The 15,622-nt window shown below is 65.2% G+C and carries 15 protein-coding genes; 8 read left to right on the top strand and 7 right to left on the bottom strand.

All coding sequences use genetic code 11. The features are described 5' to 3' along the window. Window positions 1-25: 25 nt before the first annotated feature. The gene (locus tag HYG81_RS28770; RefSeq protein ID WP_180839537.1) at window positions 26-649 is read right to left on the bottom strand and encodes an SWIM zinc finger family protein; all 624 of its coding nucleotides are present in this window, start codon (window positions 647-649) and stop codon (window positions 26-28) included. 197 nt (window positions 650-846) lie between these two features. On the opposite strand from HYG81_RS28770, the gene HYG81_RS28765 reads away from it, so the two are divergent. Together HYG81_RS28765 and HYG81_RS28760 are read left to right on the top strand one after the other, a co-directional pair. After that, window positions 847-1,119 (top strand): DUF7472 family protein, encoded by a 273-nt coding sequence (locus HYG81_RS28765; protein ID WP_180839536.1) that lies wholly within the window; start codon window positions 847-849, stop codon window positions 1,117-1,119. A gap of 42 nt (window positions 1,120-1,161) precedes the next feature. Then, window positions 1,162-1,548: a hypothetical protein gene (locus HYG81_RS28760; protein WP_180839535.1), complete on the top strand. Its 387-nt coding sequence runs from the start codon at window positions 1,162-1,164 to the stop codon at window positions 1,546-1,548. Window positions 1,549-1,565: 17 nt separating this feature from the next. Here the strand turns inward: HYG81_RS28760 and priL are convergent, their stop codons facing one another. Then, a complete protein-coding gene (gene priL / locus HYG81_RS28755) occupies window positions 1,566-2,660 on the bottom strand; it encodes a DNA primase regulatory subunit PriL (RefSeq protein WP_180839534.1) in 1,095 nt (364 codons plus the stop codon). Between the two features lie 264 nt (window positions 2,661-2,924). On the opposite strand from priL, the gene HYG81_RS28750 reads away from it, so the two are divergent. Continuing rightward, window positions 2,925-3,794: an alpha/beta fold hydrolase gene (locus tag HYG81_RS28750; protein ID WP_180839533.1), complete on the top strand. Its 870-nt coding sequence runs from the start codon at window positions 2,925-2,927 to the stop codon at window positions 3,792-3,794. A 48-nt stretch (window positions 3,795-3,842) separates the two neighbouring features. Here the strand turns inward: HYG81_RS28750 and HYG81_RS28745 are convergent, their stop codons facing one another. After that, on the bottom strand, window positions 3,843-4,157 hold the full coding sequence (locus tag HYG81_RS28745) for a HalOD1 output domain-containing protein (RefSeq protein ID WP_180839532.1): 315 nt from the start codon (window positions 4,155-4,157) through the stop codon (window positions 3,843-3,845). Window positions 4,158-4,401: 244 nt separating this feature from the next. Here HYG81_RS28745 and HYG81_RS28740 point away from each other — a divergent pair, with 244 nt between their 5' ends. Next, complete coding sequence (locus HYG81_RS28740; protein ID WP_226375930.1) at window positions 4,402-5,925, top strand: alpha/beta hydrolase family protein; 1,524 nt, start codon at window positions 4,402-4,404, stop codon at window positions 5,923-5,925. A 139-nt stretch (window positions 5,926-6,064) separates the two neighbouring features. On the opposite strand, the gene HYG81_RS28735 is transcribed toward HYG81_RS28740, so the two are convergent. Together HYG81_RS28735 and HYG81_RS28730 are read right to left on the bottom strand one after the other, a co-directional pair. After that, the gene (locus HYG81_RS28735; RefSeq protein WP_180839531.1) at window positions 6,065-6,808 is read right to left on the bottom strand and encodes a DNA polymerase sliding clamp; all 744 of its coding nucleotides are present in this window, start codon (window positions 6,806-6,808) and stop codon (window positions 6,065-6,067) included. 190 nt (window positions 6,809-6,998) lie between these two features. After that, complete coding sequence (locus tag HYG81_RS28730) at window positions 6,999-7,241, bottom strand: PRC-barrel domain containing protein (protein ID WP_180839530.1); 243 nt, start codon at window positions 7,239-7,241, stop codon at window positions 6,999-7,001. Between the two features lie 159 nt (window positions 7,242-7,400). Here HYG81_RS28730 and HYG81_RS28725 point away from each other — a divergent pair, with 159 nt between their 5' ends. Then, a complete protein-coding gene (locus tag HYG81_RS28725; protein ID WP_180839529.1) occupies window positions 7,401-8,105 on the top strand; it encodes a hypothetical protein in 705 nt (234 codons plus the stop codon). 170 nt (window positions 8,106-8,275) lie between these two features. Beyond that, entirely contained in the window at window positions 8,276-9,049 is a 774-nt protein-coding gene (locus HYG81_RS28720) for a 23S rRNA (uridine(2552)-2'-O)-methyltransferase (RefSeq protein ID WP_180839528.1), read from the top strand. 8 nt (window positions 9,050-9,057) lie between these two features. Here HYG81_RS28720 and HYG81_RS28715 read toward each other — a convergent pair whose 3' ends face one another. Further along, complete coding sequence (locus HYG81_RS28715; RefSeq protein WP_098725150.1) at window positions 9,058-9,234, bottom strand: ribbon-helix-helix domain-containing protein; 177 nt, start codon at window positions 9,232-9,234, stop codon at window positions 9,058-9,060. 413 nt (window positions 9,235-9,647) lie between these two features. Beyond that, window positions 9,648-11,972 carry a twin-arginine translocase subunit TatC gene (locus tag HYG81_RS28710; protein ID WP_180839527.1) on the bottom strand — a complete coding sequence of 775 codons (2,325 nt, stop codon included), beginning with the start codon at window positions 11,970-11,972 and terminating at the stop codon, window positions 9,648-9,650. 140 nt (window positions 11,973-12,112) lie between these two features. Here HYG81_RS28710 and tatC point away from each other — a divergent pair, with 140 nt between their 5' ends. Next, window positions 12,113-13,123 carry a twin-arginine translocase subunit TatC gene (gene tatC, locus HYG81_RS28705; RefSeq protein ID WP_180839526.1) on the top strand — a complete coding sequence of 337 codons (1,011 nt, stop codon included), beginning with the start codon at window positions 12,113-12,115 and terminating at the stop codon, window positions 13,121-13,123. A 353-nt stretch (window positions 13,124-13,476) separates the two neighbouring features. Further along, entirely contained in the window at window positions 13,477-15,621 is a 2,145-nt protein-coding gene (gene nasA / locus HYG81_RS28700; RefSeq protein ID WP_233289919.1) for an assimilatory nitrate reductase NasA, read from the top strand. Window position 15,622: the final 1 nt, after the last annotated feature.

Here is a 15,622-nt window from a genome sequence, read left to right as displayed (position 1 = left end):
CTCCCCGCGAAGCCGGCTCGAGTCGCTACGTCGCCTTCTCGAGGCGGGTCCGCGGGAAGACGTAGACCCGCAGCGACGAGGGGACGACGCCGTTTGGGGCGACGGTGGCGTGGGGATAGATCGCGCCGACGACGGGGACGTCGGGGTCGTAGTCCGCGTTGGTCTCGTAGTCGGCGACGGTGGTGTCGGCCGCCCCGATCTCGACGGCGTCGGCTCGCAGCTCCGAGACGTCGACGACGGTGAGTCGATCGCCGGTTTCGCGGTCGACGACGGTGTCGCCGGCGTAGATCGCGTGCTCGTCGCAGTAGAACGGCGCGGGTTCGTCCTCGTCGACGAAGATCGTCTCGCCGCAGTCGCGACAGTCAACCGCGACCTCGCCCGGCGGCGGGGTCCGGCCCTCCGTGATCTCGATCGCGACTCTGCGGATGTGCTTGCAGCGGGCCTCGCGGAAGACGTGATCCGGACAGGTGCATCGACCCGCCTCGAGATCGACGAGGTAGGTGTGGTCGCTCGCGGACTCGACCTCGTAGAGGCCGTCGCCCAGCGACAACACCGACATCGGTTCGATGCGTGCCCGGTGCGATCGCTTCGTGAGGTGATCTGCTGACGGTACTGGAAGCGGTGCTTTCGGTGACGCTGTTGTTTTCATAGGTGCGTCGAAGTGGATTCGCTGGTCGGCTGGCTATTCGACATGGATAGGGGCTCGATGGCCATAACGGGTCCGCTTGCAATCTCATGGCTGACCTTTATACGATAGCTGGGATCGGCTCACCATCGCAGCCGACGATCGATCCTCGAGGCACCCTTCGAAGTGCTTTTCACCGGTCCGGCGAAAGCACAGGGATAATGCTCGAGCGCGAACAGCTCATCGAAATCGTCGCGGCCGTCGGTGCCGTCCTCCTCATGTTGGGTGCCATGGTCGCCGTCGGATCCTCCTACGGCGCTGAAAACAGCACGCTCTCGCCCGAGGGCGGCCAGATGCTCGTTGCGGTTATCGGCGTCTTCATCCTCTTGATGACTGGAGTCGGAATACTTCTCGCGTACCTGCTCAACGACCCCGGGAACGGCCTCGAGACCAGCGACGATGACGACGATGCGGACGCGAAGGGAACATTCTGAGGGCGTCGGTACGTTTTTCACCTTGGACGACTGACAGAACCTATGGGTAGTGGTGACTCCAGTACGACTCGAACGGATGGGTCCCGTTCCGGTCAGGCTGCCGTCGTCGTCGTGCTCGTCTTGCTCTGTTCGTCGCTGCTCGTGAGCGTGCTGTCCATCGTCGACCCGGTCGTCGCCGCCGGCGCGGTGGTGGTTCCCACCGGACTCGCGATCGCGCTCCTGTGGCGATGGGCCGTCTCGGGTGACTCGACAGCCGTTCGCGAGGCCGGGGACGACGACGGTTCGAACGTCTGGAACGCGATCCCGTCCGACCAGTACGACGGTCGACACGCCGAATCTGGCGGTCTCGCCCGCGGTGAGCAGGAACGGGCGCTACGGGACATTCAGCAACAGGCCGACGAACTGTCCGACGAGCCTTCGCAGAAGTGACGTCACGAACGGAACGATCAATCGCCGCTCGCAGCGCTATTTTCGCCGTCGTCAGCCCCGTCCCGCCAGTCTTCGATCTCATCGTCGTCGGCGTCGTCGATCCGCTGTTCGTAGTAGGCCATCGGGTGCGGAATGCGCTCGCAGAGGTCGTCCTTGTTCACGCAGTCGCCGTAGGACTGCATCGTCGCACACGAGGGCGGCGAGTACTCCGTCGGGGAGCTATCCCCGCGGATGTGATCGGTCTGGTAGCGGGTCATCTCCTCGCCGAACGACGAGTTGACGCGGTAGAGGTCGACGACCTGATCGGTGGTCATCCCGATACTCGTCAGGAATGCGGTGATCGCGAATCGAGAGTGGTGGGCCAAATGTTCGCCCTTCTGTATCTGATCGAGCAGGGCCTTCATGCACGGCGGGAACAGGTCCGGAACGACGGTGTCGATATCCTGCGTCAACTCGAGGTCGGCGACCACCTCGCGGATCTCGGCGGCGTCGTCCTCGAGCGCGGTCGCGATGGCGTCGGGCACCTCGAAGGGGAGCCCGTCCTCGATGCGGCTCCGAATCGCCTCGCGGAGGAGCGCGAGTAACTCGTCCCCGTCGACGGGCACTTCGCCGGCGTCCAACGAGCGATTAACGAGCCGCCACTCGTCCTCCCACAGGTCTTCGGACAGCGGGAGATAAGCGCCGACGTCGATCCGATACCCGTCGCCGTCGGGTCGTTCGCGAACGTCGTCTCGCAGATCGAACTCGGCGAGCAGGTCCGCGAGCTCCAGCCCCGTCGTCTCGACGCTTTTCAGTTCGGTGGTGTCGGCCATGTCGGCGGTAAACCGCTCGTAGGCCGTCGCGGCCTCCCCGCGGGCGTACTTGCGGACGAGCACCTGCTCCCCGACCATCGAGACGAGCACCCGCGCGACGGGATAGGAAAGCAATTCGACGCGGCTCTCGCGGTGTGGCGCTCCGACCTCTCCTTCCTCGAGCGCGATAATCACGCGTTGGCGCGCGCGGTCGACGACCGCCGGGTCCTGTTCGACGACGGTCGCGAGATCGACCGCCTCCGTCGCGACGGACTCGCGAGCGGCCTCGAGAAACGGATACCGCGCGTGCAGTCGCTGCATCGGTAATACCATTTTACCGCGACGGGATAAACGCGCTGATTACCACAATCACTCTTTATCCCAGCACCCCGTTTCGATGGTTCGACTCGAGCGCTGGTCGTCAGTCGGTCGTCAATCGAGCGACCTCGAGAGGGCCGTCGCCCGGCCGTCACCGCGGCGATAAAATCGGATTACCAGTTTCCGCCAGCCGGCCGGACGACATGGGATGACACTGCCCACAGTTCGAGGATCGATTTCAAGGGTGTTCGACACGTCTGTCCGGGTATGCCACAGGCGACGAGAGACGGCGTGTCGATTTACTACGAACACGAGCGACGTGATGGGGACGGGCGAGCGCCGGTCGTCTTCGTTCAGGGACTCGCATTCGGTCGGTGGATGTGGCGGTGGCAACGCGAGGCGGTCGCCGACGAGTACGATATCGTGGCCCCCGACAACCGGGGCACCGGCCGTTCGGACGTCGGCCTGCCGCCGCTCGTGGCGCGACTGCCGGGGACGCTCCGCGGCCTCGTCCTCCTCAAACTGGCCGGCTACTCGATGGGCGGGCTGGCCGCCGATCTCGAGGCCGTCCTCGACGACGCGGGGATCTACGACGCCCACATCGTCGGCGCGAGCATGGGCGGAATGATCGCCCAGCGCTACGCGCTGGAGTACTCCCGGGCGAAGTCACTGACGTTGTGTTGTACGTCCCACGGGGGCCCCGACGCGGCACCGGTTCCCGAGGAGACGCAGGAACGCATGTTCGATACGCCCGACGGAGCCAGCGATCGGGAGACGATCCGCCATCGAATGCGCCCCGCGTTCAACGACCGATTCACCAACCGGAACCCCCACCTGATGGATCGAATCATCGAGTGGCGACTCGAGCAGGACGCCAGCGCCCCCGCTCGCGAGGCTCAGGCCGCCGCCGTCCAGAATTTCGACGTCAGCGACCGCCTCGACGGGCTCCGCGTGCCGACGCTGCTCCTCCACGGGACCGACGACCAGGTCGTTCCCGTCGAGAACGCGCGGCTGCTCGCAGAGAAGATTTCGGACAGCCGACTCGAACTCGTCGAGGGCGGCTCGCACCTCTTCTTCATCGAGGACGACGAACTGGTCAACGAGCACCTGCTCGCGTTCCTCGAGGAGCAGGAGTGACGACAGGTACGAATGCCGGCCGTCTCGGCGCTGCTCGGGAGCCGATCGTCAGCTGGCTGCAGTAACGTCCCGAATCCGGATCTCGCCGTCGCTTCGGACGCCGACCTCGAGACCCTCGTAAGTGAACCACACCAGATGAGTGCCGTCGGTCGCCCGTCGCTGGGCGTGTTCGACCAGATCGTTGAGCGCGCCCGGATCCATGACATCGTACAGCGGCGGTAGCTCGGCGGGATCCGCTTCGAGAACCGCGGCGACTGCGGTGACGACGGCCTCGCTCGGCCGTCCGTCCGTCGGATCGAACGTCGTGACGTAGCTGTAATCGGTCGACTCCGACTCGTCAGTTGAATCGTTCGGGGAGGGCATACTGGAGACGACCGTGAGGGGACTGGTAGGTCGTCCCCTTCCTATGTCGCACTTTTAACTAGGCGAAGATACCGGGGCCGCTGCACACAGGTTTGCGTCCGTCTTCGAGTTGATGCGGAAACCGCTTTCTCGACGACCAAATCCGCAGGCCGAGTGACGAAGGGAACGGTACTTCGTATATTACTTCCCTCCTATCCATCGGATAACGATTATTCGCGTTGCAGATCATGCCGGACGATACCACATGGAATTGAACCGACGGATGCTACTCCGAGCGACCGCGGCCAGTGGCATCGCGGCCACCGGGGTGGGAATGGGGACGAGACCGGCAGCAGCGATCGAACTCGAGTGCGTCCGCTCGGGCGAGTTCTTCACCGAGGAGGGAGCGTTCACGGCGCGAGACGTGACGATCGAGTCGTTCGACGGGACGGCGATCGCAGGGACGGTCTACGAACCGGACGCGGCGGGACCGCACCCGGCCGTGCTCACGACCCACGGCTGGGGCATGAACAGGGCGTTCCTCCGCTGTACCGCGGCCATGTACGCCGACAACGGCTACGTCGTCCTCGCGTACGACTCGCGGGGGTACGGCGACTCCGGCGGCGAGGTTCAGGTCAACGGTCCGAAGGAGGTCTCCGACGCCCAGGCGCTGATCGACTGGCTCGCCGACCACGACGCCGTGATCGCCGACGGCGACGATCCGCGGATAGGGATGGACGGCGGCTCCTACGGGGGCGGTATCCAGCTGCTGACCGCTGCACGGGACGACCGCGTCGACGCCATCGTCCCGCGGATCGCCTGGAACGACCTCGTCGCTTCCGGGGCGCCGAACGGCGCGATCAAGTCCGGCTGGTTGACGATGCTGGTCGGCCTCGGCACGGTCTCCTCGCGGCTCACCGGCGACGTCGGCGAGAGCATCGACTCGGACCTCCAGGGGTGGTACGCGGAGGCGATGGCGAACAACGCCATGCCCGAGGCCGTCATCGACTACTTCGCGGAGCGCTCACCGACGCGGTACCTCGAGGACCTCGAGGCTCCGGCGCTCGTCATCTCGGGCTGGACGGACACGCTCTTCCCACCGAGCGAGGCGGTCGCCAACTACCGCGAGATCGACGACTCGGGCGTCGAGTCGCGACTCGTCATGTACGGCGGTGGACACAACGCCGACGAACTCGATGTCGACGATGACCAGCACGAGTACGTGAACCGGGCGGCCCTCGACTGGATGGACCGCCACGTCCGGGGCGCCGAGACCGACGTCGTTCCCGAGGTGTCGCTGTGGGACGAACAGTCTGACACCTGGCGAACCTTCGATGCAGTCGACGAAAGCGTCGATCGCGAGACGGTCTCGCTGTCGGCCCTCGACGGCGCCACCTCGACGGTGAGACACTCCTCGTTCCGGCCCGACGAGACGGCGACCTACGAACTCGACGCCGACGAAGTCCGGATCCGGGGGGCGCCCGAACTCTCGCTGACGATCGAGGCCCACGACGCGCCGTTGATTTGCTTCGCCAGTCTCCATCACGTCGAGGGCCGGTCCGACGGCGAGCAGATCGACGATCAGGTAACCGGGTTCCGCCTCGAGGAGACGGGCACGCACCGCCTCGAACTCGATCTCGAACCGCTCCTGCGGGAGCTGCCCCGCGGCGACGCGCTCGAACTGCGAATCGAGGCCAGCGACCCCTTCTACCTCGACGAGCACGGCTCGGCGACCGTCCAGAACGACGAATCGACGCTGACGCTGCCGATTGCCGAGGGATCGCTCTGAGGCGGGACGCTGCGAATCCTCTCACCGGACGCGTGCAGTCGAGGTGAATGGAGAGCACCGCCGGCGAATATTCCGAAAAGCGCCCCGCTCGTCGCTGTTTCGATCGAACGTTCGAGAAGCGGACCGGCGCTCGAGCGCGTCAGTCGCTCTGGATGCGCGGCGCGAGCATGTAGGTGACCTGTCCCTGTCCCTCCGCGAAGCCGAAGTAGATCTTGACGGGGAACTCCTCGCCGAGATCGAGCGTGACCTCGGTGTCCTTGGGGATCGCCTTGTTCATGTCCTTGAGATAGTCCAGCGAGAACAGCGAGCGAGCGGGGCCGACCTGCAGATCGATCAGATCGTCTCTGGTCAACTCGAGGTGAACGTCGTCGGTATCGCCCTCCGCGTTGACGTAGAAGAACTCGTCAGTTTCGTCGACGCCGAGTGCGATGTGGTCCGACACCATGTCGGCGGCCGTCACCGAGCGGTTGACGTCTTTCCCCTCGAGGACGACCTCCGCGGGCAGGTCGAGATCCGGAATGTCCGGCTCCTGGCGGATCGAGTCGGGATCGATGAGCGCGAGCGTGTACTCGAGCCCGTCGATCTGGATGTGGAGCTTGCGCGTCTCCTCGTCGAGCTCGAGCTGGACGAGCTGGCCGGATTCGGCCATGCCAGCGATATCTTCGAGCCGCGAGAGGTCGACGCCGATCAGTCCGCCGTCCGCCTCGTAGGATTCGAACGCAGCCGCATCGAGCGAGAGGTCGACCATCCCGACGTTCGCGGGGTCGACGGCCCGGATTTCCAGTCCGTCTTCCTCGAGGTGGATCTTGCACTCGTCGACCAGCACGCTCACCGAATCGAGCGCGCTGGTGAGCGTTTCGGCGCTCACGATGGCCTTGAACATATAGGTCCGCGTACGGACGGTTGCCATAAAAAGGCACCCTTTACGCGCGAGCGGGGACCCGCGAGTGGCAGAACGGATCGCGTACTCTGTGGACAGTTCGGTGCTCATCGTCTCCGCTCGAGCGGCCGCCACACCCGTAGGAAAACGGATATTCAACTGGAAAATTGTCGACTTGGGATCGGGGGACTCCTCAGTACTCCTCGCGCAATCGGATCTCCTCGTCGGTAATTTCACCGATCGCATCGTTCCGGAGCGGATACCTGCTCTCGGTGTCTCGGCCCCAGCCGAGTCTGGTCTTGAGTTCGCCGCCGAGCTCCTCGCTCGGATCGACGTAGGCCGTTCCGTCGTCGACGTCCATGACGACTCCGATCTCGTTGCCGTTGCTATCGATCACGCGCTTTCCGCCGTCCTCGACCGTGATCTCTTCGCCCATGGTCGCCGGTCCACGCTTCGGCGGGATAACTGCTGGCCCGGCGTTCGAAACCCGACGGTGCCCGGCTGCTCGACCGGATCGATTGCTCGAGCCCGCGACCGAGAACGCCCGGGCTGTGCAGGCAGGACTCGCTTCCCGCGAACGGCCCTCGGCTCGAGTATGTGCCCGACGTTTACCGAGGACGATATCGGAAAGCTGGTCGAGACCGCCGAGGGCGAACGGCTCGGGGCCGTCGCGGATATCGATCCGGAGACCGCGTACGTCGAACCGGCGGCGGACGCGGCGGACTCGACCAGGGCCGCCCTCGACTGGGAGCGCGACGCCACCGAGGCGGTCCCGCTCACGGACGACGCCGTCACCGAAATCACCGACGATGCGATCCGACTCGAGGCCGGGTTCCAGGCCGAGAGCATCGCGACGGGGACCGAAGCCGAGGACGACAGTTCCGACGAACCCGGCGACAGCACCGAGGGAATCGACCGGACGGACGCCGATTACGATCCCGGCGAACCGGTGACGTCGAACTCGACCGACATCGCCGGAACTGACGACGGCCCCGGAACCGGTACCGACGGTCTCGACGATTCGGAACCGATGATGGAAGACGACGAGTTCTACGATACCCCAGAGGGTGGCGCTCGAGTCGATCCCGACGACGAGATGGAGCCGCCGGAGGGAACGGAGTCGTCGGACGCGACGGAGTCGCCGGATGCAAACTCCCGAGACGACGAACCCACCGACGACGACCGGGACTCGACGGACCGTGACGATGTCGACGTCGATCCGGACGACGTGACCGAGGGCGATCCGGAGGCCGAAATCGATCCCGAAGAGGACGTCGGACGACGGCAGGGTCCGGAGTAGACGAGTCCACGTCGGACCGGAAATCGTTTTCAGCAGGTCTTTCCGCTTCTGGTCCCTACCCGTTGACGAATACGACGACCGTCCCGAGTGACGGCAACGGCACTCGGTTCGGTTTCGTCGGCGATCCCTGCTCGGATCGCACGAGACTGCGACTACGTGAGGAACGACTCATGGCAAAAGACCACTACTACAACAAGGCGAAGCAGGAAGGCTACCGCTCTCGAGCGGCCTACAAGCTCAAACAGCTCGACAACCTCGAGAACGTCATCGATCCCGGCGATACGGTCGTCGACCTGGGGGCGGCCCCCGGCGGCTGGCTCGAGGTCGCCGCCGAGGAAGTCGGCTCGGACGGGAACGTCATCGGCGTCGACTTCCAGCGGATCAAGGACTTCGAGGACCACGACAACGTCGAGACGCTCCGCGGGGACATGACCGAAGACAAGACCCGCGATCGGGTCATCGACGCCGCCGGCGGCCCGGTCGACGTCGTCATCTCCGACATGGCACCCAACATGTCCGGCGAGTACTCGCTCGATCAGGCCCGCTCGCTGCACCTCGCGCGACAGGCGTTCGAGACCGCCGTCGAACTGCTCGACAGCGGCGGGGACTTCGTCGTGAAGGTCTTCGAGGGCCCCGACGTCGACGACTTCCGAGCGGACGTCGAGAAGGAGTTCCAGTACGTCCGCGCGACGTCACCGAAGGCCAGCCGTGACGAGTCCTCCGAGGTCTACTTCATCGGAAAGGGGCGGCTCACCGCCACGGTGCGGCCGGGCGACGAACTCGAGGTCGAGATCGACGCCGTCGGGAACGAGGGCGACGGCATGGCGAGCGTCGACGGCTACCGGCTGTTCGTCCCCGACACCGAGGAAGGCGAGACAGTCACGGTGCGCGTCGAGGACGTCAAGCCGAACTTTGGCTTCGCACAGCGGATCGACCGGGACTGACCGGTCGACTACTCCTCCGTCTCGAGCCGGTCGTGGCGTTCGTCGATTTCGTCTAAGATATCCAGGTTCTTTCGAATCGAGGACCGAATCGCGTCGCTGCGGTTGACGAACTTCCCGTCGTCGCCGACGTGGTCGTCCAGATCCTCGAGGAGTTCCTGCGGAATTTCGACGCTGATCTTGGGCATCAGTATAGGTAGTCGTTCGCACGTCTTCGTCTTAAGAGGGTTGATCGGTCAGTTCTCGTTCATGGCCGTCTCGAGATAGACGCCGTTTCGAGCGAGTCGGTTAGTGAGTGAGGGAACAGTTGGTTTCTGATGGGATTGAGTGAGATGAAGCGTCCTGCTATCGTGGCAACACGGAATCGCCACACCCTCCCCAGCCGATTCGCTCATTCCCTGCGGTCACTCGCTCATCCCTCGCACAGATCGTCAGCCGTCCTCGCTTGGCTCACGGTTCCCTCCGGTCACCGTTCGCTTTCCGAGGTGCTCACTGTGTTCGCACCTCGCGACGCTCGGCCGGCCGACAGCGCGCGCCACCGCATGCCGGTCGATCACTGACTGAACTATCGGTTGGACGGGACGTGCGTGCGGCGACTCCGTCACTCCGTTGCGGTCGCACCGGTGTCCTCGGCGTCCGGTGCCGCCGAGCCGCCACCACCACCGCCGAACAGCCGGCCGCCACCGGTGAGGACGTAGAGGATGGCGAGGCCGAGCAGGTAGGTGAGCGAGATCGGGATGGCGAACAGCAACATCATCAGGATCCCCTTCGGGCTGAAGAAGGCGGCGATGGCGAAGATGCCGACGACGACCGGCCGCCAGCGCTCGAGCATCGAGCGGTAGCTGGCGACGCCGCCGACGTGGAACAGCGCCATCGTGACGATGATGTTGAGGAGGAAGCCGATGCCGACGGTCGTGGCGATCACGAGCCAGAAGAAGCTCTTGATCCGGTAGGAGATGACCATCCCGTTGCTGATCGCGTCCGAGACCAGATACGAGATGATCGTCGGCGCGACCCAGAAGAACCCGAGGTAGGTTCCGACGGCGAAGCCGACGAGCAGGCCGCCGCCCCAGACGACGAACGTGCGCCGATCGCCGTAGACGAGCCCGCGCTCCTTGGCCGGCGGCCAGGCATAGAACAGTATCACCGGCAGCGTGGCGACGAGTCCGGCGAGCGCGCTCACCTTCGCCTCGAAGATGAGCACTTCGACCGGGTGCAGAGCGACGACGATGTCCATCGCTTCGATGAGTTCGCCGAGGTCCATCCTGCTCGGATCGGCGCCCTCCTCGACGACCTCCTCGAGCACGTGTCGGGGAACCCGATCGAGGAAGAGCCTGAGAACGTCCCCGAGACCGCCGGAGTAGAGCCAGAAGAAGGTGCCGCCCATGACGACCATGAACAGCCCGACGATGCGGAACACCTTCGAGGTGAGACTGTTGAAGATGAAGGCGATGTCGTAGGCGTAGCCCCCGATGTCGTCCTCGTCCGTCTCCTCCTCGGTGAACGGGTCGAGCATGCCGGCCGCGGTGCTCGCGAAGAGGCTCTCGTCCTCGTCGCCCGTTGCACCGCCTGCCCCGCCGCTTGCGCCAGCGCCTGCGGCCGAGCCGTCGCCGCTCGCCGCGTCTATCGAATCGAACCGGTCGAGGATGGCCTGCGCTTTCTCCCGGTCGTCGTCGTACATCGCCTGCCGGGAGTACTCGAGCGCCTGATCCTCGCTCATACTGCGGAAGACCTGCACCGACACGTCGTCGATGTCCTCGACTGCGAGCGTCTCGAAGTCGACGTCCTCGTGCGTATCCGCCCGTCGAATGTCGTCTTCTCGCGGATAGACCGGCTGCTGGAGCACGTGAATCGTGTAGCCGAGCAGGATGACGAAGCCGACGGCGGCGGCGATCAGCAGTCCGACCGCGACCTCGCCGGCGAGACCGTGGGTGTTCGCCGTCGTCTCGAGCCCGAGTGGGCCGCTGGGTCGCAGCCACGACGGGAACGTGGGGTAGACCGACTCGCGGAGGTAGCCGAAGCCGCCCTGATTGACGGCGACGGAGATCGCGGCCGCGACGACGGCGAGCACGCCGCCGAACTGGAGGAGACGTCGCTTGACGTGGTCGGTTCCCGTCCCCTCGGATTTGGCTGCACCGCGCCGGCGGACGTTGGTGACGACCTTGGCCAGTCCGAGGCTGAAGACGTAGAGGATGACCATCGGCATGGCCCACATGACCTGCGTGAACGGATCCGGCGGCGAGAAGAGGGCCCCGAAGACGACGATTCCGACGACGGCGTGTCGCCACTTGTCCCGGAACGTCTCGTAGGGGATGATCTCGGTGTAGGACAGCACGCCCATCAACAGCGGGAGCTGGGCGGCGAGTCCGAACGACAGCGTCAGCAGCGCCATGAACTCGGTGAACTCGGTGATACCGTAACTGGGTTTGACGCCGGCGCTGACGGCGTTCCCCGCGAGGAAGCCGAACGCGTACGGGAAGAAGATGCTGTAGGCGTAGATGACCCCCGCCACGAACAGCGAGAGCGCCATTACGACGAAGCCGGCGATGTACCCCTTCGAGATCGGCACGACGCTGTGATAGCCGCGGCGACGGATCGCTTCCCGGGAGAAAAAGAGCAGTGCGGGAATGGCGACGATGATGCCCGTGATCATCCCGATCTTGGCCTGTAAGAGGATCACCTCGAACGGCGTTCGCGTGATGATGTCGGTCGAAGCGGCGATCTCCTCACCCATCTGGCCCTTCGCGGTCGCCTCAAGGAAGTCCCAGACGACCATGCGGAGCGCGTAGAAGGAACTGACAAAGCCGATGAGAAAGACGATAAATACCTTCTGAAGGTGCTCCTGGGCACTCGAGAGGAGTGCACCGGCCGTCTCCCGGCCGCTGTTGATGGCCCGGGCGGTGTCCTCGTCGACGGCAGAACTCATTGGGTTGGGGTAACTGACATCCAGTTATCAACCTTTCGAGTGGGTGTGCGGGTTCGAGGGGCGATCGAACGGCCTTCTCACTCTCGAGGGGCTGTCGTAAGAAAAAGGCCTATAACCGGTGGCCTATCAGTGTTCCGTAGATGTCGGACGAGCCGGTGGACGACCGCGACGTCGAGGGTCCCGATGAGCCACGGGACGACCGCGACGTCGACGGTCTCGAAGCGCCACGGGATGGCCCCGATGAGCGTCAGCCACGACCCGACGATACCGCCGGATCCGATCCGAGACCCGATGCTGGGCCGCCTGCAACCGACGACGCGGCCGGTCCGAACCTCGAGACCGACGGCGAAGGCGTCGTCGGCGATTCGCCGAACCCGGAGCCGACCTATCCGGATCCCGACGACGACATCGGCGGGATCTCGACGCCGCCGGACGACGAGGAGATGCCGCTGGCCGATCACATCGAGGAGATGGTGCTCCGGCTGGCGGTCGTCTTGCTGTTCGGGGCCGGCGGGACGGCGATCGGGCTGCTGTGGGCCTCCAACGCGATCGAGTTCGTCTGGTTCAACGTCTTCCCGTACGACGCCGGCGAGGTTCCGCCGCCCCACGTCTACAACCCGCTCGAGCTGTGGTTAACCCGGATCAAGATTTCGTCGCTGCTCGGGATCATGATCGCGCTGCCGGCGTTCGTCTACGAGTGTTACCTGTTCATGCGGCCGGGACTGTATCCGAACGAGCGCAAGTACTACCTCGCGGCGGTGCCGACGAGCGTCGTTCTCGGCGCGATCGGGATGCTGTTTTCCTACGTGCTCGTGTTGCCGATCCTCTTTCGGTACTTCACCTACTACGCAGAGGGGAGCGCCAACATCGCGTACGCGCTGGGTGATACGTTCAACCTGATCATCACGCTGATGGGCTTTCTCGCGATCGTCTTCCAGATTCCGCTCTTCATCATGCTGGCGATCATGATGGGCGTGACGACCCGCCGCTGGCTGGCCCAGAAGCGGCTGTACTTCTGGGCGGGGTTCGCGGGGCTCTCGTTCATGTTCACGCTCGACCCGACCGGGATGGCCCCCATCCTCGTCGCCGTCACGATGATCCTGCTGTTCGAAGGGACGCTGTTCATCCTGAAGTGGGTCGGACGGACGTAATCCGACTCGAGTCGCCGTTCGTTTTCCTACGCCGACGCTCCCTGCGCCAATTAGTCGCACACGTCGCGAATTCATGGACGTGCGTTCGATCAGGGCCCCGAATCGCTGCTATCTAACGGCCTTATATTGTATTCATCCATTCGCATATTGCGGACTCCACACCGATCTCGGCACAAAATTAACGGTTCGTAAACGATCACCGTTTAGTAGTTGTATATGTACTCCTAATCCAAGAACATCTGAATGATATCAAGCGAATATACCTCCAATGGGTTCGATTGTAAATCATCTGGCCCCGTTCGTTCTGGGTCCCGGAGGTGGGAGCGGTGACCGATCTCGTGCCGACTACGTGTATGCGGTGTGCGGTCGGCTGCGGACACGTCCAGCAGGCTCCCGACCGGGGATACGGTCTCGGGTCCGTCCGCGGCGATCCCAGCCATCCGGTCAACCGGGGACTGGCCTGCCAGCGCGGCGTCAGCGAGACCGCCGATCCGGACGGCGAGTGGCTCACCAGACCGCTCGTCCGCAAGGGCGGCGAGCTCGTGCCGACGACGATCGAATCGGCTCTCGAGCGCGCGGCGGAAGGGCTCGGAACGGCGCTGGAAGACAGCGGGAGCGACAGCGTCGCGGTCCTGGGAAGCGGCCAGCAGACGAACGAGGCCGCCTACGCGCTGGGCAAGCTCGCACGCGGCGGCTTCGGAACCCGCTACTACGACGCCAACACGACGCTGTGTATGGCGTCCGCCGTCACGGCGTACTACGACGCCTTCGGTAGCGACGCGCCGCCGCCGACCTACGACGACATCCCCGAGGCAGAGACGCACGTCGTCTGGGGCGCGAATCCGTCGGCCGCCCACCCGGTCATGTTTCGCTGGATCCGTCAGTCCGCGGACGATGACGACTCCGAACTCATCGTCGTCGACCCCGTCCACAGCGAGACCGCCGAAGTAGCCGACCACCATGTGCCGCTCGAGCCGGGTGGCGATCTCGCGCTGGCTCGAGCCGTTCTCGCTCGAGTCATCGAGACGGACCGCGTCGATGAGGCGTTCGTCGACGAGGCGACGGTCGGCTTCGACGAGCTTCGGGACGACCTTCCCGACGCGGCCGAGGCCGCCGAGATGGCAGGCGTCTCGATGGCCGACGTCGACCACCTCACGGACGCGCTCGAGGATCCCACCCTGCTCTACTGGGGAATGGGCATCAACCAGAGCGTCAACGGGACCGCGGCTGCGGGCGCGCTGATCGACCTCTGTCTCGCGACCGGCAACCTCCGGCCGGGATCGGGTCCGTTCTCGCTGACCGGGCAGGCCAACTCGATGGGGACCCGCGTCTGCTCCTCGAAGGGATCCTGGCCCGGTCACCGCCCCTTCGCAGATCCGGATCACCGTAGAGCGGTCGCCGAGACGTGGGACGTTCCGGTCTCGCGGTTCCCCGACGACCCCGGACCGGGACCGGTCGGCATCGTCGACGCGATCGGCGACGACGTAGAGGCCGTCTACGCGGTCGCGACGAATCCCGTCGCGGGAATGCCCGACACGACGCGCGTCCGCGAGAAACTCGAGCACGCGTTCCTCGTTGTGCAGGACGCGTTCCGGAGCGAAACCGTCGAGTACGCCGATGTCGTCCTGCCCGCGGCGACGTGGGGCGAGTCCGAGGGGACGACGACAAACATGGAGCGGACCGTCTCCCGGGTTCGAGCCGCGACGGAGACCCCTTCGGGCGTCCGAACCGATCTCGCGTTGATCGGCGATCTCGCCGATCGCATCGTCCCCGATCTGTTCGACGAGACACCGGAACCCGAATCGGTCTTCGACGAGTTTGCGGCGCTGACAGCCGGCACCCCCGCCGATCTCTCCGGGATCAGTTACGACCGCCTCGAGGCAGAACGCGCGGTCCGCTGGCCGGCACCGGCACCGGACGTGTCGGCGGGGTACCGGTACTACGAGGCCGGGGACGCCGGCGACGAGCGGACGACTACTGATGACGCCCCAGCCGATGAATCGTGGTCGTTCTACACCGAATCCGGCCGCGCGCGGTTCTCGACGGGCGAGGCCCGGGCGCTGCCGGAGCCGACCGACGAATCCTATCCGTTCACGCTGACGACCGCGCGCCGTCCGGACGCGTACAACACCGGGGTCCGGACCCGCGAAGACGAACCGCCGACGGCGCGGGTCAGTCCGGCGACGGCAGCGGCGATCGCGGACGACCTCGAGGCCCCCGCCGACGGTCACATGAGTGACGAGGCCGACGAGGGAGATGAGGGCCGGCAGTACGGCCGCGTCGTCTCCCGGCGGGCGTCGGTCACGGTTTGCGTCGAGACCGACGACGCGATTCCCGACGGGGTCGTCTGGCTGCCGATTCACCACCCCGACGTCAACGATCTCACGCTGCCCGACGTCGACCCGCGCTCGAACGAGCCGAACTTCAAGCAGTGTGCGGTCCGCCTCGAGCCGCCGCGGGAACAGGACGTCAGGGCGGTCGCGGAAGCGAGTGCCTGAG

Origin of the sequence: Natrinema zhouii, assembly GCF_013456555.2 — an archaeon.
Taxonomy (GTDB): domain Archaea; phylum Halobacteriota; class Halobacteria; order Halobacteriales; family Natrialbaceae; genus Natrinema; species Natrinema zhouii.
The sequence above is the reverse complement of the archived record's forward strand: the minus strand, read 5'-3'. Positions and strand labels throughout refer to the sequence as shown.